Origin of the sequence: Anaerovibrio sp. RM50, assembly GCF_000622005.1 — a bacterium.
Lineage (GTDB): Bacteria > Bacillota > Negativicutes > Selenomonadales > Selenomonadaceae > Anaerovibrio.
The window spans coordinates 54,819-80,635 of sequence record NZ_JHWV01000001.1 but is presented as its reverse complement, the minus strand read 5'-3'; the positions used below and the strand labels follow the sequence as shown (position 1 = coordinate 80,635).

Annotated in this window: 30 protein-coding genes; 26 read left to right on the top strand and 4 right to left on the bottom strand. The window is 45.4% G+C overall.

Annotated elements, in window-relative coordinates; all coding sequences use genetic code 11:
- The first annotated feature begins 120 nt into the window (after positions 1–120).
- Positions 121–1,389: a phosphatidylserine decarboxylase gene (locus T525_RS0100465; protein WP_027405541.1), complete on the top strand. Its 1,269-nt coding sequence runs from the start codon at positions 121–123 to the stop codon at positions 1,387–1,389.
- A 208-nt stretch (positions 1,390–1,597) separates the two neighbouring features.
- Positions 1,598–2,047, top strand: coding sequence for a DUF1016 N-terminal domain-containing protein (locus T525_RS0100460; RefSeq protein WP_027405540.1), 450 nt, complete (start codon positions 1,598–1,600; stop codon positions 2,045–2,047).
- Here T525_RS0100460 and T525_RS0100455 read toward each other — a convergent pair.
- Positions 2,044–3,036, bottom strand: coding sequence for a WYL domain-containing protein (locus T525_RS0100455; RefSeq protein WP_027405539.1), 993 nt, complete (start codon positions 3,034–3,036; stop codon positions 2,044–2,046). The genes T525_RS0100460 and T525_RS0100455 overlap by 4 nt on opposite strands.
- 582 nt (positions 3,037–3,618) lie before the next feature.
- Between T525_RS0100455 and T525_RS0100450 the strand changes: the two genes are divergently transcribed.
- The gene (locus tag T525_RS0100450; protein ID WP_027405538.1) at positions 3,619–5,091 is read left to right on the top strand and encodes a DUF2828 family protein; all 1,473 of its coding nucleotides are present in this window, start codon (positions 3,619–3,621) and stop codon (positions 5,089–5,091) included.
- Between the two features lie 10 nt (positions 5,092–5,101).
- Positions 5,102–6,334 (top strand): RNA-splicing ligase RtcB, encoded by a 1,233-nt coding sequence (locus T525_RS0100445; RefSeq protein WP_027405537.1) that lies wholly within the window; start codon positions 5,102–5,104, stop codon positions 6,332–6,334.
- Between the two features lie 103 nt (positions 6,335–6,437).
- On the opposite strand, the gene T525_RS0100440 is transcribed toward T525_RS0100445, so the two are convergent.
- On the bottom strand, positions 6,438–7,958 hold the full coding sequence (locus T525_RS0100440) for a YifB family Mg chelatase-like AAA ATPase (RefSeq protein ID WP_027405536.1): 1,521 nt from the start codon (positions 7,956–7,958) through the stop codon (positions 6,438–6,440).
- A 307-nt stretch (positions 7,959–8,265) separates the two neighbouring features.
- Complete coding sequence (locus T525_RS0100435) at positions 8,266–8,724, bottom strand: Hsp20/alpha crystallin family protein (protein ID WP_027405535.1); 459 nt, start codon at positions 8,722–8,724, stop codon at positions 8,266–8,268.
- A 195-nt stretch (positions 8,725–8,919) separates the two neighbouring features.
- On the opposite strand from T525_RS0100435, the gene nagB reads away from it, so the two are divergent.
- From nagB to T525_RS0100415, 4 genes are all read left to right on the top strand, one after another.
- Positions 8,920–9,669 carry a glucosamine-6-phosphate deaminase gene (gene nagB, locus T525_RS0100430; protein ID WP_027405534.1) on the top strand — a complete coding sequence of 250 codons (750 nt, stop codon included), beginning with the start codon at positions 8,920–8,922 and terminating at the stop codon, positions 9,667–9,669.
- A 74-nt stretch (positions 9,670–9,743) separates the two neighbouring features.
- On the top strand, positions 9,744–10,073 hold the full coding sequence (locus tag T525_RS0100425) for a hypothetical protein (RefSeq protein ID WP_027405533.1): 330 nt from the start codon (positions 9,744–9,746) through the stop codon (positions 10,071–10,073).
- Positions 10,074–10,135: 62 nt separating this feature from the next.
- Positions 10,136–10,348 (top strand): DUF2905 domain-containing protein, encoded by a 213-nt coding sequence (locus tag T525_RS0100420; RefSeq protein WP_027405532.1) that lies wholly within the window; start codon positions 10,136–10,138, stop codon positions 10,346–10,348.
- A gap of 8 nt (positions 10,349–10,356) precedes the next feature.
- On the top strand, positions 10,357–10,686 hold the full coding sequence (locus T525_RS0100415) for a cytochrome c biogenesis protein (RefSeq protein ID WP_027405531.1): 330 nt from the start codon (positions 10,357–10,359) through the stop codon (positions 10,684–10,686).
- Positions 10,687–10,753: 67 nt separating this feature from the next.
- Here T525_RS0100415 and T525_RS0100410 read toward each other — a convergent pair whose 3' ends face one another.
- Entirely contained in the window at positions 10,754–10,933 is a 180-nt protein-coding gene (locus tag T525_RS0100410) for a hypothetical protein (RefSeq protein WP_027405530.1), read from the bottom strand.
- A 191-nt stretch (positions 10,934–11,124) separates the two neighbouring features.
- Here T525_RS0100410 and T525_RS0100405 point away from each other — a divergent pair, with 191 nt between their 5' ends.
- The 18 genes from T525_RS0100405 to T525_RS0100325 all read left to right on the top strand — a co-directional run bounded on the left by T525_RS0100405 (position 11,125) and on the right by T525_RS0100325 (position 25,738).
- Complete coding sequence (locus tag T525_RS0100405) at positions 11,125–11,982, top strand: shikimate dehydrogenase (RefSeq protein WP_027405529.1); 858 nt, start codon at positions 11,125–11,127, stop codon at positions 11,980–11,982.
- Positions 11,983–12,004: 22 nt separating this feature from the next.
- Positions 12,005–12,619 (top strand): Holliday junction branch migration protein RuvA, encoded by a 615-nt coding sequence (gene ruvA, locus T525_RS0100400; RefSeq protein ID WP_027405528.1) that lies wholly within the window; start codon positions 12,005–12,007, stop codon positions 12,617–12,619.
- A 6-nt stretch (positions 12,620–12,625) separates the two neighbouring features.
- Positions 12,626–13,642 carry a Holliday junction branch migration DNA helicase RuvB gene (gene ruvB, locus T525_RS0100395; RefSeq protein WP_027405527.1) on the top strand — a complete coding sequence of 339 codons (1,017 nt, stop codon included), beginning with the start codon at positions 12,626–12,628 and terminating at the stop codon, positions 13,640–13,642.
- Positions 13,643–13,666: 24 nt separating this feature from the next.
- Complete coding sequence (locus tag T525_RS0100390; RefSeq protein ID WP_027405526.1) at positions 13,667–14,266, top strand: epoxyqueuosine reductase QueH; 600 nt, start codon at positions 13,667–13,669, stop codon at positions 14,264–14,266.
- Positions 14,267–14,534: 268 nt separating this feature from the next.
- Positions 14,535–15,986, top strand: coding sequence for a SpoIID/LytB domain-containing protein (locus T525_RS13780; protein ID WP_198022572.1), 1,452 nt, complete (start codon positions 14,535–14,537; stop codon positions 15,984–15,986).
- A gap of 22 nt (positions 15,987–16,008) precedes the next feature.
- A complete protein-coding gene (gene queA / locus T525_RS0100380) occupies positions 16,009–17,040 on the top strand; it encodes a tRNA preQ1(34) S-adenosylmethionine ribosyltransferase-isomerase QueA (RefSeq protein ID WP_027405525.1) in 1,032 nt (343 codons plus the stop codon).
- 4 nt (positions 17,041–17,044) lie between these two features.
- Entirely contained in the window at positions 17,045–17,611 is a 567-nt protein-coding gene (folE, locus tag T525_RS0100375; protein ID WP_027405524.1) for a GTP cyclohydrolase I FolE, read from the top strand.
- Positions 17,601–18,455 carry a dihydropteroate synthase gene (folP, locus tag T525_RS0100370; protein WP_027405523.1) on the top strand — a complete coding sequence of 285 codons (855 nt, stop codon included), beginning with the start codon at positions 17,601–17,603 and terminating at the stop codon, positions 18,453–18,455. The genes folE and folP overlap by 11 nt, the downstream gene beginning before the upstream one ends.
- Positions 18,452–18,826, top strand: a complete 375-nt coding sequence (gene folB / locus T525_RS0100365) for a dihydroneopterin aldolase (RefSeq protein WP_027405522.1) — start codon at positions 18,452–18,454, stop codon at positions 18,824–18,826. Before folP ends, folB begins: the two co-directional genes overlap by 4 nt.
- Positions 18,827–18,882: 56 nt before the next feature.
- Positions 18,883–19,395, top strand: a complete 513-nt coding sequence (gene folK / locus T525_RS0100360; RefSeq protein WP_027405521.1) for a 2-amino-4-hydroxy-6-hydroxymethyldihydropteridine diphosphokinase — start codon at positions 18,883–18,885, stop codon at positions 19,393–19,395.
- A gap of 15 nt (positions 19,396–19,410) precedes the next feature.
- Positions 19,411–19,809 (top strand): hypothetical protein, encoded by a 399-nt coding sequence (locus tag T525_RS0100355; protein WP_027405520.1) that lies wholly within the window; start codon positions 19,411–19,413, stop codon positions 19,807–19,809.
- Positions 19,810–19,953: 144 nt separating this feature from the next.
- Complete coding sequence (locus T525_RS16145) at positions 19,954–20,094, top strand: hypothetical protein (protein ID WP_156945478.1); 141 nt, start codon at positions 19,954–19,956, stop codon at positions 20,092–20,094.
- Between the two features lie 180 nt (positions 20,095–20,274).
- Entirely contained in the window at positions 20,275–20,892 is a 618-nt protein-coding gene (locus T525_RS0100350; RefSeq protein ID WP_037324799.1) for a phosphoribosylanthranilate isomerase, read from the top strand.
- Positions 20,889–21,659: an indole-3-glycerol phosphate synthase TrpC gene (gene trpC, locus T525_RS0100345; RefSeq protein WP_027405518.1), complete on the top strand. Its 771-nt coding sequence runs from the start codon at positions 20,889–20,891 to the stop codon at positions 21,657–21,659. The genes T525_RS0100350 and trpC overlap by 4 nt, the downstream gene beginning before the upstream one ends.
- 50 nt (positions 21,660–21,709) lie before the next feature.
- Positions 21,710–22,897 (top strand): tryptophan synthase subunit beta, encoded by a 1,188-nt coding sequence (gene trpB / locus T525_RS0100340; protein ID WP_027405517.1) that lies wholly within the window; start codon positions 21,710–21,712, stop codon positions 22,895–22,897.
- On the top strand, positions 22,897–23,691 hold the full coding sequence (trpA, locus tag T525_RS0100335; RefSeq protein WP_027405516.1) for a tryptophan synthase subunit alpha: 795 nt from the start codon (positions 22,897–22,899) through the stop codon (positions 23,689–23,691). The genes trpB and trpA overlap by 1 nt, the downstream gene beginning before the upstream one ends.
- Positions 23,692–25,188 (top strand): anthranilate synthase component I, encoded by a 1,497-nt coding sequence (trpE, locus tag T525_RS0100330; protein WP_027405515.1) that lies wholly within the window; start codon positions 23,692–23,694, stop codon positions 25,186–25,188.
- Positions 25,169–25,738, top strand: coding sequence for an aminodeoxychorismate/anthranilate synthase component II (locus T525_RS0100325; protein ID WP_027405514.1), 570 nt, complete (start codon positions 25,169–25,171; stop codon positions 25,736–25,738). The genes trpE and T525_RS0100325 overlap by 20 nt, the downstream gene beginning before the upstream one ends.
- The last annotated feature ends 79 nt before the right edge of the window (positions 25,739–25,817 follow it).

Below are 25,817 nucleotides of genomic sequence, written 5' to 3'. Positions count from 1 at the left end.
CTTGTCGAGGGGGTGTCAGCAGTTAAAGCAGAAGGATTTTTCAAATAATATGTCGAAGTAAAAACCAGATTATGTCGATATGTTTATTCATTTACGGATAGAAGGAAGGAGGTTCTTTTTATGCAAAGAAAAGTCGTTACGTTGTTGTTGGGGATGGTGTTGCTGCTTTACAGCATCGGGGCACAGGCGGCAGTTCCACCATCAGGTTTGCCTCATTCTCAGGCCACTATCTCCATGATGAAATATCTGAATGATGATCCTGAGCTGATGAGGCTGATGGAAAAATCCATTGCAAAGGCCCGTGTAATTAATCCGGACCACAACACCAATCCGATTCAAAGTGTGGATGAATTATATACATTTCTGGATTGGGCCGTGACCTGTATGCCGTGGAATGTGCTTTCGGATGCATCTTATCCTACACTATATAGCCATATAGATCAGAGCGTTGATTATTTCTGGTTTATAGTGGATCAGCCACTGGAGGAGCTGGAGAACCGCGGATACTACTATCCTTCCCTTCAGTATCATGAACCTATTGCCACTTGGTGTCGGGACTATTCCAATGAATGGGGCCGGTTCCTTTCGACAAAGGAGAGCTGGAAGGACAGCTACTATCAGAGAATAAAGCAGGATCCTTCCATGAATATGCAGTATGGTTGGTATGCAGACCATAATGTATGGAACAGCTTTAACGACTGGTTTGCCCGCCATTTGGTAGATCCATCTGTTCGTCCAATTGCGGATAGCCAGGTGGTTGCTCCGGCAGATTCCACCCCGCAGGGGATTTGGCAGATAGACGAAACAGGTAATCTTATACAAAAAGAAGGGGTTGCCATTAAGTCCGCTAACTTTACATCTATCCCTCAATTACTGGGACCTGGCTCCGCTTATGGCGATGCATTTAAGGGTGGTACCTTAACCCATACTTTCCTTGATGTAAATGACTATCATCGGTATCATTTCCCGGTTAGCGGAAAAATTGTTGAGCTGCGCAAAATCCCGGGGACCAACGCTGCCGGCGGAGTTACTGAGTGGGATCCAAAGCTGTCCCGCTATCGTTTGATTGATGAAATTCCAGGATGGCAAATGATTGAAACCAGGGATTGCGTTGTTATTGATACAGATGAGTATGGCCTTGTGGCTATTTTACCTATTGGAATGTCTCAGATCTGCTCCTGCAACTGGGAAGATAATCTGGCTGTGGGAGATGTTGTCAGGAAGGGGGATCCTATGGGGTATTTTCTCTTTGGTGGCAGCGACATTGTTATGGTATTCCAATCCTGTGTGGATGTTAGCCTCACCTGTCCGCAGAAGGATTCAGGCGAAGGATATAAGCATGTTCTGATGGGTGAGTCTTATGCTTCACTTATTCCGTCCAGGCATTGAATAGTTTGTTTATAATGCTGAAAAGGGCCTATGGGGGATAACTTTCCCATGGGTTCTTTATTTTTGAAAAAAAGATAATGTAAAGCAATAATATTGCATAATATTATTAGATGAAATATAATATATAATTAATAATATTATGTAGATATGATAATTATACTTGTAAAATGTTGTGGAGAAATGATAAGAGTTGGGAGGAAGCAGTATTATGGCTAACAATGAGGTGCTGAATATTAACTATGAGGTAACTACCAATATAGTTGATGATGTATGCAGGATAATAGAAAATTCTCAGAAGGCAGCTTTTCACGCGGTGAATGTTGAACTGTTGAAAAGAAACTGGTTATTGGGAAAGAGAATTGCTGAAGAAGAACTGGTCAGCAACAAGCGTGAAGATAATTATGGATTGAAGATTATAGCTACACTTTCAACTAAGCTTACTGAAAAGTATGGGAGGGGCTTTTCCAAAAGAGCAATATATCAATATTTGGAATTTTATCGTATGTTCCCAGAGATTGTGCAATCACTGACTGCACAATCTTCTCCTATGCTATCTTGGACACATTATTCTGTCCTATTACGGGTATCTGATTCAAAAGCAAGATTGTGGTATGAGAAAGAGGCTGCCAATGAAACATACGGTTTCCCTCATACTTAGAGACGATTTTTCATGTACACGTCTAATGATCTTCCGTAGAAACGTTTCATTGATTCCCGACACTCTTCGGGAGAAATTATGAGAGCATCATATCCGAAGCGGTGGAAATAGTCTTCAAGGGCAAATTTTGGCCAATTGAAGTAATAGGTATTTCCTTCTTTTTTTTGTACATCTGGTCTGTTTTTTACAATCATTCGGAACTTATGAACGCCACGGTCTGTCAACTTTACTACTGCATCAATATATTTTGAGGTTGACTGGGGATTCTTTTGTGCAATTTCAAGTATTTGCTGGCGGAGAGCTTCGTCAGGAATATAGCATTTTGAAGTAGTGTACAGTGCGGTAATTCTGGAGACCCTATATGTATGAATTGTTTGGTTAATGACATCTGTACATAAGAGGTAGTTACATTGCTCTTCCTTGGATGCGGCTATGAGATATGGGTTTACCTCAAATATAAGGTCCTTAACTGTAGAGGTGGAAAAGGTAATTATCCTTTTACTTTGTATTGCTTCATTTAATTCTTCAAAGGTATTTCGGAAAATAATCATTTCACGCTTGTCACGTGCTATGGATAGATATGAACTAAAGAGGTCATTAATATATTGCGACAAGGAAATATCTGTAAGCAGATTATTCTCAATGGATTTCATAACATCAAAGGAACGGCCACTTACTGTAAGGGTGATTGCCGTGGTTCGCTCTGTTCGATATTTGTCGCTTTTCATGTATGTATTAATGATTTTATCTGCTATTGCATTTGCATCAGTTCGGGAAATAGACGGGAATTCACTAAGGTCTGCAAGAATCGTACTAAGAAGCGTTGCTTTTTTGTCCCTGTATTCATCGAAATAATTGATCAGCAGCTCTTTCAAAAAGGCATTTAAGTTGATGGAGCCATCCTTCTTGGTGAATTCAAAAAGTTCAGCATCATTTAAAAGCCGAGATTTCATTTCTTTTGGTATATAAATTTTGTATTTCTCTGTCATAGTGCCTCCTAATTGGGGTTGTAATTTTATGATATTATATTCAATTATAGCATAAAATAAATAATAATTGGGGTTGTAATATCGTAGAAAACTGCTTCTTTCAATATCCTTTTTTCTGTTGTATCATAAGAACACCAAAGCACGTCCCCACAATTATTGGGGATAGTTTGCAGTAAAAGACACATACAGCAATTTTATATGCGATCAACTAAATGGAAAAGCGTTGGACCAGAAAACTGCAGAATGCAGGAAAAATTCTGTCTTTAAAAAGGTGTCTTGTGAAAACCAAAGATTACCCAAAGGAAGAAAGATACAAACAGCACATATATGATAAACCGTTGAAGGATTGTATGTAGCACGATTCTGGCATTGCGTGGTAAGAGCTCGCGGCGGTCTGTAAAATTGTATCTTGAGGCTCATCGGGGCTACATTCCATGGGCCGCATAACAACTTAAAAGATGCTAACAGCAAACAATATAGCAGAATCAGATTAGGTGATTATCATCTGTCATGATGGAAAGGCAGAGTCTTTCTGTCATGTTAAGAATGTATCTTGTGGTTGTATGTAGGGAGGAACTGAAAATGTTAGACCTTTTGAAAAATGAAGCAAACAAGGGTTATACTGAGAATGGTGCGGTTACATATAAATCAACTATGTCAGACTGCCTGGATTTTTTTGCTACAGTTGGAGCATTAAGGCATGCAGATGAGGAAGATATAATTACGAGATTTATAAAGGCTTATGCTGAAAATCCTGATTTGGCAACCAAGATTCTCTTCTATGCAAGAGATATTAGAGGCGGCCTGGGAGAAAGAAGAACCTTTAAAACCATTCTGGGCTATTTGGCAAAAAATGAACAGGAAACAGTTAAGAAGAACATAGAATATGTCGCAGAGTATGGCAGATATGATGACCTTCTTGTCTTGTTAAATACTCCTTGCGAGGATATTCTTATGGATTATTTCAGGAAGCAGCTTGATGACGATAGGAAGGCACTTGAAAATGGTGGTGGGGTGTCTTTGCTTGCAAAGTGGCTTCCATCTGTGAATGCCAGCAATAAGGATACCGTAAAAGCCGGGAAAAAGATTGCTAAGAAATTAGGCCTTACTGATGCTGCCTACAGAAAACTGCTGACAGCTTTGCGTGGGCGTATCAAAATTATAGAGAATAATCTCAGAGAAAAGGATTATTCATTTGATTATGAGAAGCAGCCTTCCAAGGCGCTTCTTAAATATAGACGGGCATTTTACAGGAATGACCAGGAGAGATATATGGATTTTCTGGACAGAGCTGAGGCAGATTCTTCCGTTATGCATACAGGTACTCTTACGCCCTATGATATTGTTGCGCCAATCATTAATAGAGCAAGGGGATACGAAGGTATCACGGAAGGGGAAAGACATGCCTTGGATGTGGCCTGGAATTCTCTGGAGAATTATGTTGGAAGTGAGAATGCTTTGGCAGTTGTGGATGGTTCCGGCTCTATGTATTGGGGAAATAATCCTTTGCCTGCAGCAGTGGCAGAGTCCTTGGGAATCTATTTTGCTGAGCATAATACCGGGGCGTTTAAGGGCCATTTTATAACTTTTTCGAACACACCGCAGCTTGTTGAGATAAAGGGACGAGATATTTATGAGAAGATAAACTATTGCATGGGATACAATGAATGCAGTAATACTGATATTGCTGCTACATTTGACATTATCCTCAGGACGGCAGTAAAAAATCGACTTTCACAAAAGGATATGCCCACAAGGCTTTATATAATATCCGATATGGAGTTTGATTGCTGTGCAGAAAATTCTTCTTTGACAAATTTTGAAAATGCCAAGGGAAATTTTGAAAAGCACGGCTACAGGTTGCCAGAGTTGGTGTTCTGGAATGTTGACAGCAGAAGCAGACAACAGCCTGTTACCATTAATGAAAAGGGGGTTACACTGATTTCCGGATGCACCCCGCAGATATTTTCCATGGTGCAGGAAAATAGTCTGAATCCGTACCAGTTTATGATGAGAGTTATTTCTTCTGAGAGATATAAGAAGATTGTGGCATGAGGATACTACAATGATTGAAATTAAGGGCAAAAGAAATACAGCTATTTGCTATGCAGCTGCGATTGATGCATTTGCTATGAAACAGATTGGACGGATGTGTGACTATGAGTTTACCGATGGCAGCAGTATTCGTATCATGCCAGATGTTCATGCCGGTAAAGGCTGCACTATAGGAACCACCATGACTATAACTGACAAGGTAGTTCCTAATGTGGTCGGCGTGGATATTGGTTGTGGTATGTATACAATAAAGCTTGGTAAGTCAGATGTTGATTTAGCCAGGCTTGATGAAGCGGCGCACTATATTCCGTCTGGGATGAATGTATGGGATATTGCACAGGAAGCCTTTGATTTATCCAGCCTTAAATGTTACGAGCAGCTTAAAAAAATCAATAGGCTTCAATGCAGCCTAGGTTCCCTTGGTGGGGGAAATCATTTTATCGAGGTTGATGTAACCACAGATGGGATAAAGTATCTTGTAATTCATAGTGGAAGCCGTAACTTAGGTAAACAAGTGGCCGAATTATATCAGGATATGGCCATTGATCAGCATAAAGGTATCAATGATTATCTTAAAACCCAGGAAAAGATAATTCGCACATATAAGGAACAGGGCAGGGATAAGGAAATACAGCAAGCACTTAAGGCATTGAAGGAGAAAAAGGACCGAGAAACTCCTGATATGCCAGAGGATCTTTGTTATTTGACTGGACAGTTATTTGAGGCTTATCTCCATGATGTTAAGATCTGTCAGAATTTTGCCAAAAGAAGCCGTGAGATTATGGCGGATATCCTTCTTGAGAGAATCGGGATGAAGGGAATGGACGCATTCCATACTATACACAATTATATTGATATCGATAAGATGATTCTTAGAAAAGGTGCCATAGCTGCTTATGAGGGTGAAAGGGTTCTTATTCCTATAAATATGAGAGATGGAAGTATACTGGCTATAGGTAAAGGCAATCCGGAATGGAATTACTCTGCACCGCATGGAGCGGGGCGTATAATGTCAAGAACAAAGGCGATTAATTCTTTGTCAATGGATGAGTACAGAAAAGCAATGGAAGGAATATATACTACATCTGTAAATGAAGGTACTCTTGATGAGGCCCCCATGGCATATAAATCTTTAGGGGAAATTGTTGATATGGTTGCAAAATCAGTGAATATTATTGATATTTTGAAGCCTATATATAATTTTAAATCCTCGGATGCAGAAAGTTTTGCCAAGAAAAAATGATAGACTTCCAATAAATGCCCCTTATCGGAAGGCATAAAAATTCATCCCCCGGAAACAGCATCACTGCTGTTTTCGGGGTGTTGTTGATTTTCGTATATATTTTTTAAACTCCTATTTCATTTCTTAACTGTATAGCCTCTGCCAGATGGATTCCCTTTATCTCATCACTGCCATCCAAATCTGCTATGGTCTGGGCCACCTTTTTAATTCTGTCATAAGAACGGGCAGACATACTTTTATCAATAAATGCTGACTTTAGCAGCCTTTGTGCCTCCTGGGTAATTTTACATGTTTTCTTCAAAATAGATGAAGTCATTTGGGCGTTGCACACAATACCGTATTTTCCCAGTCTTGCCAGCTGACGATCCCTGGCCTTTGATACCCTTTTTCTTATTACAGCCGATGACTCTGCCTTTTCTGTTGCTGTCAGTTCTTTATATGTTACTCGTGGCACTCTAATCTGAATATCTATTCTGTCCAGCAAAGGTCCCGATATTTTTCTGTTATAACGCTTTATTTCCTGATAGGAGCAGTCGCACTGCTTTTCTGGGTCATTGTAATAACCACAGGGGCATGGGTTCATTGAACAGCATAGGATTATACGGGATGGAAAAGTCAACGATGCATTTACTCTGGCAATGCTTACAGACCCATCCTCCAAGGGCTGACGCAAAGCCTCCAGGGCCTGCTTTCCAAATTCCGGCAGTTCATCTAAAAATAGCACACCATTATGACTAAGGCTCACCTCCCCAGGATGGGGAATGGTGCCACCACCTATCATGGCTACAGCAGATGTTGTATGATGAGGGCTCCTGAATGGTCTTTTGGTAACAAGACCCCTATTTTTCTTCAACATCCCTGAAATACTGTAAATCTTCGTCACTTCCAAAGCTTCATCCAATGTCATTTCCGGCAAAATGGAATTTAAACGACGGGCCAGCATGGTCTTGCCTGCCCCAGGACTTCCCACCAGCAAAATGTTGTGGCCCCCTGCCGCAGCGATTTCAAAAGCTCTTTTGGCTACAAACTGCCCCTGAACATCAGCAAAATCCTCCGTTGTTTCATCATTTATTTCCTGCTCATCTTCTGTAGGTATGGATTGTTCCCAGACCACTTTGCCATTAAGGTAATCTATAAGGCCTTGTAGGGTCTCCACCCTATATACTGCCAAGCCATCCACCAGTAGTGCCTCATTGACATTTTCACCAGACACAAAAAATGCCTTAAATCCCATTTCCTTAGCTTTTATGGCCATGGGCAAAATACCGGCCACACCTCGCACTTGTCCCTCAAGGGACAGCTCTCCCGAAAACAAATATCCCTCTATACTTTCTTGGGTTATTATTCCATAAGCCGCCATCATAGCCATAGCAATAGGCAAATCAAGGCCCGGGCTATCCTTTCTAATGCCGGCTGGAGCCAGATTTATTGTCACTTTCTGGGGCATCACCTTGATACCAGAGTTTTTTACCGCTGTCCTTACCCGCTCCTTTGCCTCCCGCACCATGGTATCTGGAAGACCAATCATCTCCACTCCGGGAAGGCCATTGGCCACATCCACCTCTACATCTATAATTTGGCCATCCACCCCCAAAGTAGTAGCCCCACAACATTTTGCAAACATTTAATCATCTCCGTATAATATTATTAATCATATATAATATTATACATAATATATTTACAAAATACTATTATTTTTATTAAATATTTCGAATACCAAAAGCGCATTATTAAAGTTTTGATGGGATAGATATGCCTATATATGTCATTTAGTGTTTATGAGGTAATGGGGGAGTTAGTTATCTTTAGAGTATAGACAAAATTTGGTAAAAAAAAACGGGCCCTCACAATGGTGAAGGTCCGATTCTTTGTTTGTTACGAGATCTTAGTGAATCAAATCTGAAAAATTAGGATGGGATTTGGATTACCCATCAGTGGATTGGAATCTCATGGGAGATTTCTTCCACAGGAGCTGACAGCTTCGGCATGGTCACGGTGAGAATACCGTCCTTGAAGTCGGCACTGCAATTATTTTCATCGATATTGTCGATGTAGAAGGAACGGCTCATGCTGCCGGAATAGCGCTCCCGACGGATGAAGTTGCCCTGATCATCTTTTTCGTCCTTGGATTCCTCCTTGTTGGCAGAGATGGAAAGATAATTGTCTTTATAGGAAAGGTGTACATCTTCCTTGGCAAAGCCAGGCAGCTCAGCCTCGAGCTCGTAGCTGTCGCCATTATCCTTCACATCCACGTTGAAGGACTTGCCACTGAAACCTGTGTCGCTGAAGATGCTTGCAATTGGTTGACTCATCCAGTTGAACAGGCGATCGAATCCATCTTCCTCACGTGCCAAATCATTTCTCATTGCGAATGGAACTAAACCTAACATAGTAACGATCCCCTTTCATTTAGATAATTGATTTAATTGGTGAGGTGGGGGATTTTTCCTTTTCCCCTTCCTCAATTATTATTATAGTCACATAAGTCAAAAAGTCAATAGGTCAAAATGTAAAAATATAAAAATTTTCATATATGGGGTATAATATAGAAAAGACATTGAGAATATGGAGGGGAGGTAGCCAATATGCGCGTTGTAATTACTGATTCGTATGAGCAGATGGGATTGGAGGCAGCCAAGATTGTTGCCGGCCAGATTTATTTGAAGCCAAACAGTGTATTGGGGCTGGCTACCGGCAGTACGCCCCTTTCTATGTATGAACGGCTGGTGGCAGTACACAGAACAGTAGGATTGGATTTTTCCGAGGTAACCACCTTTAATCTTGATGAATATATCGGCATGGGCCCGGACAACCCCCAAAGCTATCACTATTTTATGCAGGAACATTTTTTCAGGCATATAAATATTAAGCCGGAAAATGTCCACATTCCCAACGGCGTGGCCCAGGATGTGGTGGCAGAGGGAGAGCGTTATGAGCAGCTTATTGCAGCCAAGGGCGGAATAGATTTGCAGGTATTGGGAATCGGCCAGAATGCCCATATAGGATTTAATGAGCCTGATGTGAAATTTGCGGCCACAACCCATAAGGTGGAGCTGGATGAGGAAACCATATTGGCTAATTCCAGATTTTTTAACGATGTGGACGAAGTGCCACGCTATGCCATAAGTATGGGGATAAAGACCATAATGATGGCTGAGCACGTCATTTTGCTGGCCAATGGCAGGAACAAGGCAAAGGCAGTATATAAGGCTCTTTGTGGTGATGTTACCCCGGAGGCACCAGCCTCGATTTTACAGCTGCACAGAGATGTGGCGGTTATTTTGGATAAAGAGGCGGCAGAGCTGTTACCAGCGGATCTGACTGCTGTTAAATGAGCAAGACGATAAAATAGCCATTAAATAACCATTTGAAACAGAAATAAATGCTTTCTGAAAAGGAGATGCTGGCCATGAGAAAACGTGTGACTATGCTTCTGTGTTTTGCCCTGATAATGATGTGTTCGGCTACCGCTTTTGCTGCCACAGTAATAAATAAGGACGGTTATTACAAAGACATAAGACTCTATGGCAAGGTGAAGGTGGTGGAGCATTTTGCTGACGTGAAGGTAAAGGTAGTTGAAGCCTTTCCGGATTTGCGGGTGAAAGTAGTCAGTTCCTTTCCTGATGCAATCGGCAAATGGCAGTTTGTGGAGTACGGAGAGGATTTTACCGTTCAGTTTGTGGAAAGCTTCCCTGATATTAAAATCAAGTATGTGGACAGCTTCCCAGGGGTAGAGTAAATGCGGAGTATTGACGCAGCTCAGCCAAGGGATGAAAATGGCTTATGAAAGGGTATTTGTAAATGACGGATATTGGAAAGATACTTATAATTTTGGGAATAATTCTTGTGGTGGTTGGTTGTGTGATTCATTTTGGCGGCAAAATTATTCCATTTGGCAAGCTGCCAGGGGATATTAATGTGGTGGGGGAAAACAGTTCTTTTCACTTCCCCGTAATGACCTGTATTATAATCAGCATTGTCCTGAGTGTGATAGCCAATCTGTTTTTCAGGTGAGGTGCAATATGGAGCATTTTAAGCTGGAGATTTATATACCGGAAAGTCATTTTAAGGAATTGCAAAAGGCGTTGCAGACTGTTGATGCAGGGCATATCGGCAATTATGACAGCTGCCTTTCTTATAGCCGCGTCAGGGGCACCTGGAGACCCCTTGATGGCGCAAAGCCATATATTGGCGAAGAAAATGTCATAAGCGAGGAAGATGAGCTGAAGGTGGAGGTAAACGTTATGAAGGATAATCTGCCCCGCACTTTGCAGGCCATCAGGCGCGTTCATCCATACGAAGAACCGCTCATAAATGTTATTCCGCTTTACTGCGGTGATGAAAATAGCTGATTGGAATGATCAAAAATAAAAGTCAAGAGTGTTAAAAATGCACTCTTGGCTTTTGTTATTTTGCGTATTATTGGATTTCCTTGGCCAGCTCCTGGATTTCTTCCTTTGTTAAATCAACGAATTCCAGGATTTCATCTATAGGCTTATTTTTGGCCAGCATACGTTTAGCAGTACGGCGGTCAGCAATTTTTTCGCCTTCGTCCCGGCCATCATTGCGGGCTTCCTGCATTTTCATCTCGTAGGTCATATAACTCACCTTCTCCTGCTGGGGGATATTTTTGATAATTTTATTAAACCTTTACTTGCCAATTATACCATATTTAGGATTTTATTCCTCCATTTACTAATGTTTTTGGATTTCCTATTATGGTATAATATTAAAGATGTTCTTTAGCTAAAAGTAGAAGTGTTTTTATATAGTTTTGAGGTGTTTTGCTTATGATTACTGGGAAGACGAAGACCTTGGCGGTTATTGGCAATCCTGTGGCACATTCACTGTCACCGGTGTTCCAGAATGCGGCTATTGAGGCGGCGGGGCTGGACTACATATATACAGCATTTCCCGTGGCGGATGGCAAGCTGGAGGCAGCTGTAAAGGGCATGAAGGCTATGGGCATTTGCGGCCTTAATGTAACGATTCCACATAAGGAAAGGGTTATGAAGTACCTCGATTCTATAGACAGGGATGCGGAAATCCTTGGGGCAGTAAACACCATTGTCAACAAGGACGGTGTTCTCACCGGCTACAATACAGACGTGAAGGGCTTTATCGGGGGAATGAAGGAGAAGGGCTATGAGCCAAAGGGAAAGAGGGCAGTTCTTCTCGGTGGCGGCGGGGCGGCCAGAGCTATTATCTGGGGCCTTATTCAGGAGAATGTTGCCTCCCTTACCATTGGGGTGCGGAATGTGCCAAAGGTGCGCCCATTGGTGGAGTATTTTTCTAAGTACATGGAAATTACTTTGCTGGACTGGAGCACTCCTGAGTTTGAGGCTGCCCTGGAAAAGGCGGAGCTTCTCATTAATGCCACTCCTCTTGGAATGTGCCCTTATGTGGAGGCCATGCCTCCTTTGAATTGGGACAGGGTGCCAAAGGGGATCCTGGCCTATGATATTATCTACACGCCTGCGGAAACCTTATTTTTGAAGACTGCCCGGGAGCATGGCTGTGAAACCCTTAACGGGGAGGCTATGCTGGTGGGACAGGGGGCAGAGTCCCTGCGGCTTTGGACGGGGATTGAGCCGGATACTGAGGTTATGAAAAAGGCCCTGCGCCAGGCTTTGGAAGAACGAAAATAATTAATCGGAGTTTTGTATTTAGATGATTGGTTTTTTAAAGGGAAAAGTTGAGTACATTTTTATAGATTATTGTCTTCTTGATGTGGGAGGCGTGGGCTACAGGGTATTTGTGTCCAACAATACCAGAGCCAGACTGAGACAGGGGCAGGAGACCATGCTCTTTACCCATCTCAGCGTTCGGGAGGATGCCATGCAGCTTTATGGCTTTTCCACCCAGGAGGAGTATGATCTGTTTCAGCTTCTTATTGCCATCAGCGGCATCGGTCCAAAGGTGGCCATGGGCATTATTGGGGCCATTACACCTGATGGACTGGCACAGGCGGTGCAGAACAAGAACGTAAAGGCTCTGACTGCGTTGCCGGGTATTGGCAAGAAGTCTGCGGAGCGCATGATTCTTGAATTGAAGGACAAGCTGACCTTCAGCAGCAGTGAAGATGATACCCAGCATGTGGGTGGCTTATTTGGAGAGTCCCAGGTGGGAGAGGATACCTTAAGCGAGGCAGCGGCGGCCCTTATGTCTCTGGGATACAGTCAGGCCGAGGTCAATTCAGCCTTCCAGAATATGGGAAAAATTGACCCTGAGGCTGACGTTCAGAGTGTAATCAAGCTGGCTTTGAAGCAGCTTTCCAGGAGGTGATAGGGGATGGAGGAAATTAATTTCGGTGATGATCGCATTGTCACCATGAATGAGCAGTCGGGAGATGACTGGCAGTACAGTCTGCGTCCCCGTCATTTGCGGGAATATATCGGCCAGGACAAGGCCAAGGACAATCTGGATATTTTTATCAAGGCGGCCCTTAATCGTCAGGAGGCCTTGGACCACGTATTGCTGTACGGCCCTCCGGGGTTGGGGAAGACCACCCTGGCGGGGATTATCGCCAATGAAATGGGGGTTAATTTTCGCATAACCTCCGGTCCGGCCATTAATCATTCCGGGGATTTGGCGGCACTTTTAACCAATCTTAATGAGCGGGATGTATTGTTTATTGATGAGATTCACCGTCTTTCACGTAATGTGGAGGAGGTGCTGTATTCCGCCATGGAGGATTTTGCCCTGGATATTGTCATCGGCAAGGGGCCAAGTGCCCGCTCCATTCGTCTGGACATTGCACCCTTTACATTGATTGGTGCCACCACCAGGGCGGGAGCACTGGCAGCTCCTCTCCGTGACCGCTTTGGGGTTATTTCCCGTCTTGAATACTACAAGCCCGATGATCTGGTGCTGATTATCAAGCGGGCGGCGGAGATACTGGATATCGGCATAGAGGACAAGGGGGCACTGGAAATTGCCCGTCGTTCCCGTGGTACCCCACGTATTGCCAACCGACTTTTGAAGCGGGTCCGGGATTTTGCTCAGGTAACGGGAGACGGTGTCATAACTGATCAGATTGCAGATGAAGCCCTGATGCGCCTTGAGGTGGACAAGATGGGCCTTGACCATACTGATAGGCGTATGCTGGATTCCATGATAAGAAAATTTGGCGGCGGCCCTGTGGGAATTGACACCCTGGCGGCGGCCATCAGCGAGGAAAACGATACTATTGAGGACGTCTATGAGCCGTATCTTTTGCAGCTTGGCTTTATAAACCGGACCCCAAGGGGCCGTATGGTGACCAAGGCGGGCTATGAGCACATGGGCATACCTTATCCGGAGATATAACGCGATTTTAAAAGGTTTATAATAATGAATTTATTGCTTCATATGTGCTGTGGGCCATGCTCCTGCTATCCCGTGAAGAAGCTGCGGGAGGACGGCATTGAGCCCACGGGATATTTCTTTAATCCCAATATTCACCCATACAAGGAATGGGAAATGCGCCTTAATGCGGCCAAGGATTTTGCTCAGAAGGTGGATATGGAGATTATTACCGATGAAAATTATATGCTGAGGGATTTTTTGAAGAAGGCCCTGGCGGCAGAGTCTGTGGAAAATGGCCGTTGCCGTATGTGCTACACATGGCGTCTGGAGCAGGCGGCAAAATATGCGGCGGAAAATGGCTTTGATGCCTTCACCTCCACCCTGTTTTACAGTATTTATCAGCAGCATGAGCTGATGAAGGAAACGGCCCGGCATTTTGCAGATTTGTATGGGGTGAAATTCTATTACGAGGATTTCCGTCCTGGCTGGCAGGAGGGCATTGATATCAGCAAGGAGCTGGAGCTGTACCGTCAGCCATATTGCGGCTGTATTTTCAGCGAGGAAGAGCGTTACAGCAAGGCCATACGAAAGCAGCGAAAAAAGGAAGCTAAGGCACGGAAAAAAGCATTACAAGAAGCAACATAGTTTTCAGTAAGGTAAGGAAAACTTTTTCGGCCAGGCCAGGAGAAACTTTTTCGGCTTCAGTGCTGCGTCCAAATCAGCATGTACTTTATAATGTGGCATCTTCATAGGCGACGGGGTCGCACTTACATCGAGGTGTATAATAATGCGTGCCCATGCTGAGCCTCCGGCAGGTGGACTTCGCACTTGCAGGCGAAAAAATTCCCCCTGTCCCATATATAGTTTTGCTGTAATATATGAAAATAATCTTTCTAAAACAGAGGTAGATACAATGATTAAATCTATTTTAGTGAAAAAAATATCCGTAGGTTTGTTGGCGGCGTTTATTGGTTCCGTGGGTTCTGCGGCATTGACCTGGGGAATGGCCGATGCTGAGGCCAGCGTTATTACCCCAAGCACCGGCACCAAACCGCAGGTTGCCCACAAGAAGACTGAGCCTCCTAAGCCAAGCACTCAGTCCTCACACAAGGAGGAGAAAAAGGAAGAGGCTGCTCCTGCCTGGAAGAGAAATGCCGGGGTGGACAGCGTTATAAGAATCGGTGTAGGCACAGGTGTAGTGAAGGGAGTTATCAGCTCCGCCAATGGCATGAATGCCCTTGTGGGGGATAATGGCAAAAAATATAGTGATTTCAACAACAATGTTTTGGCCAATGTTTCCGCCGAGGGAAATACCCTTGTGATAAATGGAAAGAGCACTGGGGTGTCTTCTCTGGTTTTTGCCCCTGTGAATACAGCCTCCGGCAGTAAGATTAAGTATAACGGTCACGAATACCGCGGACAGATGGTGGTAAGCGCCGAGGCTGGCAAGCTGCTTATCGTAAACCGCCTGTCTTTGGAGGACTACATTAAAGGGGTACTGCCTTCTGAAATGACTCCTTCGTGGAACAGTGAGGCGCTGAAGGCCCAGGCAGTAGCGGCAAGAACCTTCGCTCTTTACACCAAGAATCAGAAGGCACATCTTGGCTCCGGCTACGATCTTTGTGATTCCACTCACTGTCAGGCCTATGACGGAGTTGCCAACGAGGCGGACTCATCATCTGCGGCAGTGGATGCCACCTATGGTGAGGTAATGACATATCAGGGAAAGGCAATTTATGCTCCTTATCATGCTTCCTCTGGCGGTTCCACGGAAAATTCCGAGGACGTGTGGGGCAATTATCTGCCATATCTTCGTTCCGTCCAGGACGATGACAGCAAGTCACCATATCATAACTGGTCTGTAAGATTTACTGCGGCCCAGGTTCAGAAGCTGCTCAGTGCTGCGGGGAAAAATATCGGACAGCTTAAGAGTATTTCCATGACTGCTGTGAAGGGCAGCTCCAGTGCCAACGGTGTATTGGCCTCCGGCAGGGCCAATGGGGTGAAATTTGTGGGCACAGGCCAGACCATCGTGCTGAGCGGTCAGGATGTGCGAAAGATTTTCGGCCTTAAGAGCACCTATTTCAATATCCGTACTGAGCGGGCAGCCTCTATTCCGCCAATCAAGAAGGACGTGAAGAGCACTGCATCCAACAAAGTTATTGATGCAGCTCCTGAGGCTATGCATGGCACAAATCTTAAGGTGGAAGGGGACAACGTGGCTATTATATTTGACGGTCACGGCTTCGGCCATGGTCTGGGTATGGCCCAGTATGGTGCCAAGGCTATGGCAGATGCAGGAAAGAAATACGATGAGATTCTGCATCACTACTATACAGATGTGGAAATTACCAAGCTGTATTAATTTTTGGGAGATAACTTAAAGAATGAAATTAACTGATTTTGACTATAATTTGCCAGAGGAGCTTATTGCCCAGACACCGGTGGAGCCAAGAAATTCCTCCCGTCTCATGGTGCTGGATCCTGTGGATGAAACTATAGAGCACAGACATTTTTACGATTTAAAGGAATATTTGGAGCCGGGGGATACCCTGATTTTCAATGATACCCGGGTATTGCCCGCCAGACTTTTGGGCTGGCGTGAGGGCACCGGCGGCAAGGTGGAGGTTTTCCTCCTTAGACGCATTGACGGTGATACTTGGGAAACACTTGTAAAGCCTGGCAGAAAGGCCCGTGAGGGCCAGGTGGTGCGCTTCAGCGATGAGCTTACCTGTACTGTGCAGGACAGCACGGATTTTGGGGGCCGTATCGTAAAATTTAATTATGAAGGCATTTTTGAGGAGATTCTTGACCGTCTGGGGGAGACACCTCTGCCGCCGTATATCCATGAAAAGCTGGAGGACAGCGAGCGCTACCAGACAGTTTATTCCCGAGAAAAGGGCTCTGCCGCCGCACCAACTGCGGGACTGCACTTCACAAAGGAGCAGATGGCAGAACTGAAGGAAATGGGGATAAATTTAGGCTTTGTTACCCTTCATGTGGGTCTGGGGACCTTCAGACCCGTAAGCGTTGACAATATTGAGGAACACGTTATGCACAAGGAATATTACAGTATTCCTCAGGAAACGGCAGACCTCATTAAGTCCACCAAGGCTTCGGGAAAAAGGGTTATTGCCGTGGGCACCACATCAATCCGTACCCTGGAATCTGCGGCTACGGCTGTGGGAGAGATAAATGGACGTACTGATTGGACAAATATCTTTATTTATCCTGGATATGAGTTTAAAATAGTAGATGGAATTATTACGAATTTCCATCTGCCAAAGTCAACCCTTATAATGCTCATAAGTGCTTTTGCGGGGCGGGAGTTCGTGCTGAAGGCTTATGAAAAGGCAGTGGAGGAGAAATATAGATTCTTTTCATTTGGGGATGCTATGATGATTAAACGGAAGGGATAATTCTATGAACAAAAAAGCTGTACAGGCCATGCAGGATTTTCTGGAAGCGGTGGGAGTGGATCTCAAGGCCTCGGGAATGGAAAAGACCCCTGAGCGGGTTGCAGGGATGTATGAGTACCTGTTCAATGGAATAAATGCCACCACAGGAGATGTATGGGGGGAACTTTTCAAGGTGGAAAATGAGGGCATAGTGGCTGTAAGGGATATTCCCTTTTATTCCATGTGCGAGCACCATCTTGTGCCTTTCTTCGGCAAGGTGTCCATTGCCTACAAGCCTCATGAGGGCTCTATTGCGGGCTTCAGCAAGTTTACCCGCATGGTGGAAATTATTTCCCACAGACCACAGCTCCAGGAGCGCATGACTGAGGATATTGCCCGGGCCGTGGAGCAGGGGTTAAAGGCTGACGGGGTTCTGGTAATCGTGGAGGCCCAGCAGCTCTGCATGATTATGCGGGGTGATATGGCCCACGGCTCCAAGACCATAACATCTTCCACCCGTGGCTGCTTTAAGAGTGATAGGGAGAGCTATCATCAGGCCTGGAATATGTTGGGATGGGATAATAATGAGTAAGAGATATTATCAGTGGGCTGATGGAAAGAGCCTGGAGATTGGCTCCAGAACACTGATTATGGGGATTTTGAATGTTACCCCTGATTCCTTTTCCGATGGGGGAAAATGGAACACACTGGATCATGCGCTGAAGCACATGAGGGAAATGGTGGCTGCAGGGGCTGATATTATAGATATAGGAGCTGAATCCAGCAGACCCGGTTTTAAGACCATGTCTGCAGATGAGGAAATAGAAAGGCTCAGCCAGTTTTTGGAGCCGGTGCTGAGGGAATGCCCGGTGCCCGTTTCCATTGACACCTTTAAGGCCGATACTGCTGAATATGCGGCCTCAAAGGGGGTACATATACTTAATGATATTTGGGGCCTCCAATATAAGGAGGAGCCGGGGCAAATGGCCCGGGTTGCTGCCAAATATGATTTGCCGGTGGTGGTTATGCACAACCGGGATTCCAAGGAATACAACATGGATATAATGGATTCCATGAGGGATTTTTTCTGTGAGAGCATAAAGACAGCCAGAGCAGCCGGAATGAAGGAGGAAAATATTATCCTTGATCCGGGTATAGGCTTTGGCAAAACCGTGGAAGGTAATCTTTATGTAATGCAGAATCTGGAGAAAATAAAAAACATAGATGGCAGTGACTATCCTGTGCTTTTGGGAACCAGCCGCAAAAGCTTCATTGGGAATACCTTGAATCTGCCGGTGGAGGAAAGGATGGAAGCCACTGGGGCCACCTGTGTTATAGGCATAATGAAGGGATGCGAAATTATGCGGGTACACGATGTTTTGCCTATTTCCCGTATGTGTCGCATAACAGATGCTATTTTGGAGGCGAAACCATGACGGATAGCATATATCTGGAAGGTATGGAATTTTTTGGCAGGCATGGGGTGCTGCCGGAGGAACAGCGGCTGGGTCAGCGGTTTATTGTAGATCTGGCCATGGAGTTGGATCTGCATGAGGCAGGGATTACAGATGATTTGGCGGCCACTGTAAATTATGCAGAGGTTTTTGCCAAAGTGAAGGAAATCGTGGAAGGGGTTCCCTTCAAGCTTCTGGAATATCTTGCAGATAGAATTGCCAAAGCAGTATTTGAGGGCTTTCCCCTGGTGGATGGCCTGGAAATCACCATTCATAAGCCCGGGGCTCCAATACCCGGCGTTTTTAAGGACGTAGGGGTAAAAATCCGGCGTCAGCGACGTGAATATATTTAAGTGTATTTAAATATAGAGAGTTATGTTTTTTTAGAGCAAGTAAAGGAATGAGTGAAATGAGTAAGACGTATGAGTGCTACATCAGTATCGGTTCCAACATGGGGGATAAGGAAGCCACCATCAGAAAAGCTATAAAAATGTTGGCGGCTTCAGAAAAAATTCATTTAGTTAGTGTATCCTCCTTCTATGAAACACCACCATGGGGCAAAACCGACCAGCCATTGTTTTTCAATGGTGCCATGTGTGTGAGAACAGAGCTTGAACCTTTGGAACTCCTCCATGTGTGTCAGGATATAGAAGAGCAGCTGGGACGTGTTCGTCACACTCATTGGGGTCCTCGCACCATCGATTTGGACCTTCTTTATATTGAAGGGGTGGAAATGGATACCCCTGAGCTCACCTTGCCTCATAAACATATGCTGGACAGGGCATTTGTGCTGGTTCCATTGTCTGAGATTGCCCCGGGCCTTCGGATAAAAGGTAAATTTATCGGGGATTACCTTCTTCATGCCAGAGACAAGGACGATATGGTGCTGATTAAGAGAATACGTCAAAGACGGGAAGCGTAAAAGGAGAGAATAGTTATGATTTGTCAGAAGTGCGGCAGTCAGCTTAATATGGATGGCACATGCCCAAATTGTGCCCAGGGCAATGTGCGTATTATGGAAAAGTCTGAGATTAACGCTTATGACGGCATAACTATCGATGAAAACGGCTATGACCAGGGGAGTGGCCAGGCCGGAAATACTGATAATTCCTATGGCACATATAGCACTTATGGCAGTTTTGGCGGTTCCGGAGGCTCCAGTAAGGGGCCCCGGATTATCCGCTTTTCCTCCGGAGGGGGTACGCTGACAAAGGTATTGTTCGCCATTGCCATAGCATTGCTCATTGCGGGACTTGTTTTTGTGGCCCTGCCATTGATGGTATTGGCGGTTATAGTTGGCTTGGCAGTTTATATGATTTACAGTTTTTTGGTGTAAAATCAATAAAAATGCAAAAGTTTACATTTTTTGTTGACAGCCAGTGAAATTTATATTATTATAGCGGTGTTGATAATTGAATATCCAAATCATTGATTGGGAAATAGTAGCCAATCCAACTTTTGATAGCGAGCAGGTGCCGATTTGTTCGGAGGTGGAATGACCTGTGAAAAGCGTTTGGTGAATGGTCCCAAGAGAGTCCACCGAAAGCGGGAGTACGTTATTAGGCTGGAACGGTTGCCACCGTTATTGGGCTGCGGTATCGGACATGGTTCCCGTACTTAAGAGGGTGATATTACCAGTGGCATAGACATTTTATCTCGGTAAGGGATGAAATGTTTTTTTATTACATGGAGGTATATCACTGAAATTGGGTGGCACAGCGAAACCATTTCGCCCCATGTATAACTGTAAAGGGTTGTACATGGAGTGAAGTGGTTTTTTATTTTGGAAAAGGTGAGAAGCATGGCAAGGGTAAAGATATGCGGCATAAGGGATATGGAAGCGGCCAGGGCGGCCAGCACAGCAGATTTTATGGGCTTCATTATGAGCGACAGATTCAGGCGCTTTTGTCCCCCGTCCATAGTAAAGGATATATGCAGCATGGTTCATGGGGTGAAAAAAGTGGGGGTTTTTGTTGACCAGCCCCTGGACGAGGTTATTAAACTGGCTGAATATTGTGGCCTTGATATGGTTCAGCTCCATGGACATGAAAGTATAAAGTACGCTGAGAAAATACAAAAGCCCATTATAAAAGCATTCCGCTATGGCGAGGACTTCTCGGTGGAAGGGGCGGAGGCCTATCCCGCAGAGTTTATCCTTATAGACAGCTACAGCAAAAATACTGTGGGGGGCAGCGGCATCGCCTTTAAATGGCGGGAGGCCGCCAGCACCATAAAGAGACTGAAAAAGCCATATATAATAGCCGGCGGAATATCCGCCGACACCTTGCAGGAGGCCATAACGATATTTGATCCCTATGGCATAGATGCCTCAGGGGCCATGGAAATAGATGGAAGGAAGTCACCGGAGCTGATCAGAAAATTCTTGTCAGCGGCAGGAAAGAAAGTGGTGGAAGCATGAGAGATTATTTAGCAGAAATCGTTGCCGAAAAAAGGGATATTGTGGAAGCTGCCAAGGCACGGCTTCCCTTGAAGGATTTGAAGGAGCGGCTGGAAAAGGGAAACTTTGCCATGTGCTCCCAGTTTAATAAAAGGGAGTGGAACCTGATAGCCGAGTGCAAGCTACAGTCACCTTCCAAGGGGAAATTTAATCATTCCTATTCTGTGCTGGAATTGGCCAGAATGTATGAAAAAAATGGGGCCAGCATGCTGTCAGTACACACGGATCCTCACTTTTTAGGCAAGAATGAGGATTTGGCGGAGGTGAGAAAGACAGTAAAAATTCCCCTTCTGCGCAAGGATTTCATTATTGACGAATACCAGATTTACGAGGCAAGAATGCTGGGGGCAGATGCAGTTCTGCTGATAGCCAGGATACTTGACCAAAAGCAGCTGGAGGATTATCTGAATTTGACCTGGAGTCTGGGCATGGATGCCCTTGTGGAGGTCCATGACAGGGAGGATATGGAAAAGGCCATGAAGACTCCCGCCAAGTTTATTGGGATAAACAACCGAAACCTGAAGATTTTTAAAACCACCATTGATAATACTCTGGAACTGCTGCCCCTGGTGGAGGATAACCGCACGGTAATCAGTGAAAGTGGTATACATACCCTGGAGGAGGTAAGGCTCCTTCATGAAGCCGGAGTAGATGGCATATTGGTGGGTGAGGGGCTGTCCACGGCAAAGGATGTGGAAAGGACCACCCGGGAATTTGCCCTGATGTGAAAAAGAAAAAGTATTTTTATAGAGCGTTGAAGTAAGCTGAGGAGGAAGAAATTATGTCAAAGGGAAGATTTGGAAAATATGGCGGTCAGTATGTACCTGAAATTGTAATGCCTGTGTTGACAGAGTTGGAGGCAGCCTATGAGAAATATAAGAACGATCCGGAATTTCTGGCAGATTTAAGAAAGTATTATGTGGAGTATGCGGGCCGTCCAACCCTTCTCTATTATGCGGAGAAGCTTACCAAGCATTACGGTGGGGCAAAGATATTCCTGAAGAGAGAGGATTTGCTTCACACCGGGGCCCATAAGATTAACAATGCCCTGGGGCAGGTGCTGCTGGCCAAGAGAATGGGTAAAAACAGGGTTATTGCAGAAACAGGAGCCGGTCAGCACGGCGTGGCCACTGCGACGGTGGCAGCCCTCTTTGGAATGGATTGCAAGGTGTTTATGGGGGCTGTGGATATGGAGCGTCAGAAGCTGAACGTGTTCAGAATGAAGCTTCTGGGAGCCGAGGTGGTTCCCGTAACAACTGGTACCTCCACCTTAAAGGACGCCACCAGCGAGGCAATCCGCTATTGGGCGGCACATATTGATGATACTCATTACATTATCGGTTCCGCCGTGGGACCTCACCCATATCCAACCATGGTACGGGATTTTCAGTCCGTTATTGGCAGGGAAATCAGGGAGCAGATCAAGGATGAGGCAGGGGGACGTCTTGATTACCTCATAGCCTGTGTGGGAGGCGGCTCCAATGCCATTGGCACCTTCTATGAATTCAGAAATGATAAGAATGTAAAGAAGTTTGGGGTGGAGGCCGCTGGCCGTGGCCCTGCGGTGGGGGACAATGCCCAGACCCTTTCCAATCCTGCCAGCCGTCCCGGCGTCCTTCATGGTGCTTACAGCTATCTGGCCCAGGACGATGACGGCCAGGTTATAGAGGTTTACTCCATTTCCGCAGGCCTTGATTATCCGGGGGTAGGTCCGGAGCATGCCATGTTCCACGAGGAGGGCGTGGTGAAATATGTGGGCATCAACGACAAGGAGGCAATTGATGCCTTCCAGCTCCTTTGTAGGGAGGAGGGAATTATTCCCGCTGTTGAAAGCTCCCACGCCTTGGCATATCTTGAAAAGCTCATGCCAAATACTAAGAAGGACGAAGTGGTGGTTGTTACCCTGTCCGGCCGTGGGGACAAGGACGTGCAGCAGGTGGCAAAGGTATTGGGAGAGGAGATTTGATTATGAGCCGTTTACAGAATAAATTTAATGAGCTTAAGGCTGAAAATAAAAAAGGACTGGTAATTTATCTTACAGCGGGCATTCCCGATGCTGAGGGCACCCTTAAGGCAATCAGGACAGCAGTGGATAATGGGGCTGATGTAATAGAGCTGGGGATTCCATTTTCTGACCCAATGGCCGATGGGCCGGTCATTCAGTCAGCCTCCTATGAGGCAATTCAAAAGGGCATGACTCTTAAAAAGGTGCTGGAGCTGGTCCGTGAAATCCGCAAATTTACCCAGGTGCCTGTTTTGGGTATGGGCTATATTAACGTAATGCTGAATTATGGCTTTGAAAAGCTGGCGGCAGATGCCAAGGCAGCAGGACTTGATGGCTTTATTATTCCTGATGTGCCCCATGAGGAGTCCGGGGATATGAAACGGGTATGCAAGGAGCAGGGCCTTCATTTGGTGGAATTCGTAACGCCTGGCACTACCGACAAACGCATCAGTGAAACATGCACCACGGCAGACGGTTTTATATATTGCGTATCTGTTAACGGGGTAACAGGGGTCAGAAAAATCGATTACAGCCCAATTAACAAGGTTATTGAGCACGTTAAGAAGCAGACCAATACACCTTGTGCCGTAGGCTTTGGTATCGGTTCCCCGGAGGCGGCAGTTGACGCTGCCAAGGGGGCAGATGCTGTAATCGTGGGCTCTGCAGTAGTAAAGCTGGTAATGGAGAATAAGCTGGCTGAGGCGGGGAAACTCATTGGGGATATTCGCCAGGCCCTGGATAAGAAGGTGAACTGAATGAAGCTGACACCATCATTGGAAGATTTTAAGGAGAAGGCGAAAAAAGCTAATATCGTGGCCCTCAGTATGCCAATTTCCACTGACCTTGATACCCCTGTTTCCATTTTTTACAAGCTGGTGGGGGAAGAAAAGGGATTCCTGCTGGAATCTGTGGACGCCCACCAGAAGTTTGGCCGCTTTTCCTTTATTGGTGCGGAGCCCTTCGTAAAACTGCAGGTATATAAGAACCGCCTTATGATCCAGGAGGAGGACGAAATGCGGGCAGTGGACGGGGACCCCGTAACTGCCATAAATAAATATATGGCAGGCCTTAACAGCGCCATCGGAAATTATGAGCTGCCTCTGGCCAACGGTGGGGCCGTGGGCTATTTCAACTATGAGATATCTGCTGTTTTTGACAGGGTGCGCAATGTTCAGGTGGAAGATGAGGAGCTCTTGGGACAGTTTATGATTTGCCGCATTCTCATGGTTTTTGACCAGCAGAAAAATGCTTCACAGCTTATCTATCTGGCCAATGTTAAGAAGGAAGAGGATTTGGCCGAGGTATACGAAAAGGCTCAGCAGCGTATGAAGGAGCTGGAGGAGAAGCTGTATGCTGCAGTAAAGACGCCAAAGGTAAAGACGTTAAAGCGCAAGGAGAAGGTGGATTTTCTGGGCAAGTACGGGAAAATGCCTGCTGATTTTGCTTCAACCATCAAGAAGTGCAAGGACTATATTGTGGCAGGAGATATTTTTCAGGTTGTGCCTTCAAGACAGTTCCGTGAAAAGATTACCAAGCCCGCCTTTCATTTCTATCGCCGCCTCCGTCAGGTGAATCCCTCCCCCTATATGTTTTATCTGAATTTCGGCAAGAAGAAGTTTGTGGCGGCTTCCCCGGAGATGCTGGTAAAGGTGGCTGGAAAGCAGGTTTATACCTACCCTATTGCGGGAACCCGCCGCCGTGGGTCCTCCGAGGAGGAGGATCAGGCCCTGGAGAAGGAGCTGAAGGCAGATATAAAGGAGAGGGCAGAGCATGCCATGCTGGTGGATCTGGCCAGAAATGATATCGGACGCATCAGCGAGCCAGGCACTGTGGTGGTAACCAAGCTTCAGGAGGTGGAGCGGTTCTCCCACGTGATGCACATGGTTTCTGAGGTTATGGGAACCCTTAAAAAAGGCTTTACACCAATGGACGTTATTAAGGCCTGTTTCCCGGCAGGAACTGTAAGCGGTGCCCCAAAGCTACGGGCCATGGAGATTATTCAGGAGCTGGAGCCGGTAAAGCGTGGGGCTTATTCGGGAACTGTAGGCTATATGGATTTCAATGGAAATATGGATATGTGCATAACCCTTAGAACTATGGTTATTGACGGAGACAATGCCTTTATTCAGTCAGGGGCAGGCATAGTTTACGATTCCCAGGCGGAATTTGAGTATAATGAGATTCTTCAGAAATCCAAGGCCATGTTTAAAGTTGTGGAGGAGGTGGAGAATGATGTTGTTGCTTTTAGATAACTATGATTCCTTCACCTATAACGTGTATCAGCTACTGTGCGATCTGGGAGCCCAGGTGGAGGTAATCCGCAATGACATGGTTACGGTAAAAGAAATTAGCCAGAAGGGCTATGATGCCATTGTGATTTCCCCGGGGCCGGGAGTCCCAAAGGACGCGGGTATTACGGAGGAGCTTATAAATTCCATGAAGGGCAAGGTGCCAATTCTTGGAATATGTCTTGGACACCAGGCCATAGGAGAGGTTTTCGGCGGCAGGGTAATAGGGGCCGGTGAAATATGTCATGGCAAGACTTCCCCCATCAAACACCATGAAAAGGATATATATGAGGGCCTGCCACAGCAGATCGAAGTGGGAAGATACCATTCCCTTATTGTGTCCCGTGAAGGGCTTCCGGACTGTCTGGAGGTAACCTCTGAGCTGGCGGACGGCACCATTATGGGACTAAAGCATAAAAAGTACCCTATCTACGGAATGCAGTTCCACCCTGAATCTATCCTGACCCCCATGGGCAGAAAAATGATGGAGAATTTTCTGTCCCTAATTAAATAATAATTCGGGTGTAAATTCGATTTCGAGGAAGGTATTGCCATATCCCCCGGCAATATCTTCCTTCTTTTTCTTGACGGCA

Coding starts and splice junctions, on each gene's coding strand:
- T525_RS0100465 (WP_027405541.1), top strand. CDS start 121: ATGCAAAGAAAAGTCGTTACGTTGTTGTTGGGGATGGTGTTGCTGCTT.
- T525_RS0100460 (WP_027405540.1), top strand. CDS start 1,598: ATGGCTAACAATGAGGTGCTGAATATTAACTATGAGGTAACTACCAAT.
- T525_RS0100455 (WP_027405539.1), bottom strand. CDS start 3,036: ATGACAGAGAAATACAAAATTTATATACCAAAAGAAATGAAATCTCGG.
- T525_RS0100450 (WP_027405538.1), top strand. CDS start 3,619: ATGTTAGACCTTTTGAAAAATGAAGCAAACAAGGGTTATACTGAGAAT.
- T525_RS0100445 (WP_027405537.1), top strand. CDS start 5,102: ATGATTGAAATTAAGGGCAAAAGAAATACAGCTATTTGCTATGCAGCT.
- T525_RS0100440 (WP_027405536.1), bottom strand. CDS start 7,958: ATGTTTGCAAAATGTTGTGGGGCTACTACTTTGGGGGTGGATGGCCAA.
- T525_RS0100435 (WP_027405535.1), bottom strand. CDS start 8,724: ATGTTAGGTTTAGTTCCATTCGCAATGAGAAATGATTTGGCACGTGAG.
- nagB (WP_027405534.1), top strand. CDS start 8,920: ATGCGCGTTGTAATTACTGATTCGTATGAGCAGATGGGATTGGAGGCA.
- T525_RS0100425 (WP_027405533.1), top strand. CDS start 9,744: ATGAGAAAACGTGTGACTATGCTTCTGTGTTTTGCCCTGATAATGATG.
- T525_RS0100420 (WP_027405532.1), top strand. CDS start 10,136: ATGACGGATATTGGAAAGATACTTATAATTTTGGGAATAATTCTTGTG.
- T525_RS0100415 (WP_027405531.1), top strand. CDS start 10,357: ATGGAGCATTTTAAGCTGGAGATTTATATACCGGAAAGTCATTTTAAG.
- T525_RS0100410 (WP_027405530.1), bottom strand. CDS start 10,933: ATGACCTACGAGATGAAAATGCAGGAAGCCCGCAATGATGGCCGGGAC.
- T525_RS0100405 (WP_027405529.1), top strand. CDS start 11,125: ATGATTACTGGGAAGACGAAGACCTTGGCGGTTATTGGCAATCCTGTG.
- ruvA (WP_027405528.1), top strand. CDS start 12,005: ATGATTGGTTTTTTAAAGGGAAAAGTTGAGTACATTTTTATAGATTAT.
- ruvB (WP_027405527.1), top strand. CDS start 12,626: ATGGAGGAAATTAATTTCGGTGATGATCGCATTGTCACCATGAATGAG.
- T525_RS0100390 (WP_027405526.1), top strand. CDS start 13,667: ATGAATTTATTGCTTCATATGTGCTGTGGGCCATGCTCCTGCTATCCC.
- T525_RS13780 (WP_198022572.1), top strand. CDS start 14,535: ATGATTAAATCTATTTTAGTGAAAAAAATATCCGTAGGTTTGTTGGCG.
- queA (WP_027405525.1), top strand. CDS start 16,009: ATGAAATTAACTGATTTTGACTATAATTTGCCAGAGGAGCTTATTGCC.
- folE (WP_027405524.1), top strand. CDS start 17,045: ATGAACAAAAAAGCTGTACAGGCCATGCAGGATTTTCTGGAAGCGGTG.
- folB (WP_027405522.1), top strand. CDS start 18,452: ATGACGGATAGCATATATCTGGAAGGTATGGAATTTTTTGGCAGGCAT.
- folK (WP_027405521.1), top strand. CDS start 18,883: ATGAGTAAGACGTATGAGTGCTACATCAGTATCGGTTCCAACATGGGG.
- T525_RS0100355 (WP_027405520.1), top strand. CDS start 19,411: ATGATTTGTCAGAAGTGCGGCAGTCAGCTTAATATGGATGGCACATGC.
- T525_RS0100350 (WP_037324799.1), top strand. CDS start 20,275: ATGGCAAGGGTAAAGATATGCGGCATAAGGGATATGGAAGCGGCCAGG.
- trpC (WP_027405518.1), top strand. CDS start 20,889: ATGAGAGATTATTTAGCAGAAATCGTTGCCGAAAAAAGGGATATTGTG.
- trpE (WP_027405515.1), top strand. CDS start 23,692: ATGAAGCTGACACCATCATTGGAAGATTTTAAGGAGAAGGCGAAAAAA.
- T525_RS0100325 (WP_027405514.1), top strand. CDS start 25,169: ATGTTGTTGCTTTTAGATAACTATGATTCCTTCACCTATAACGTGTAT.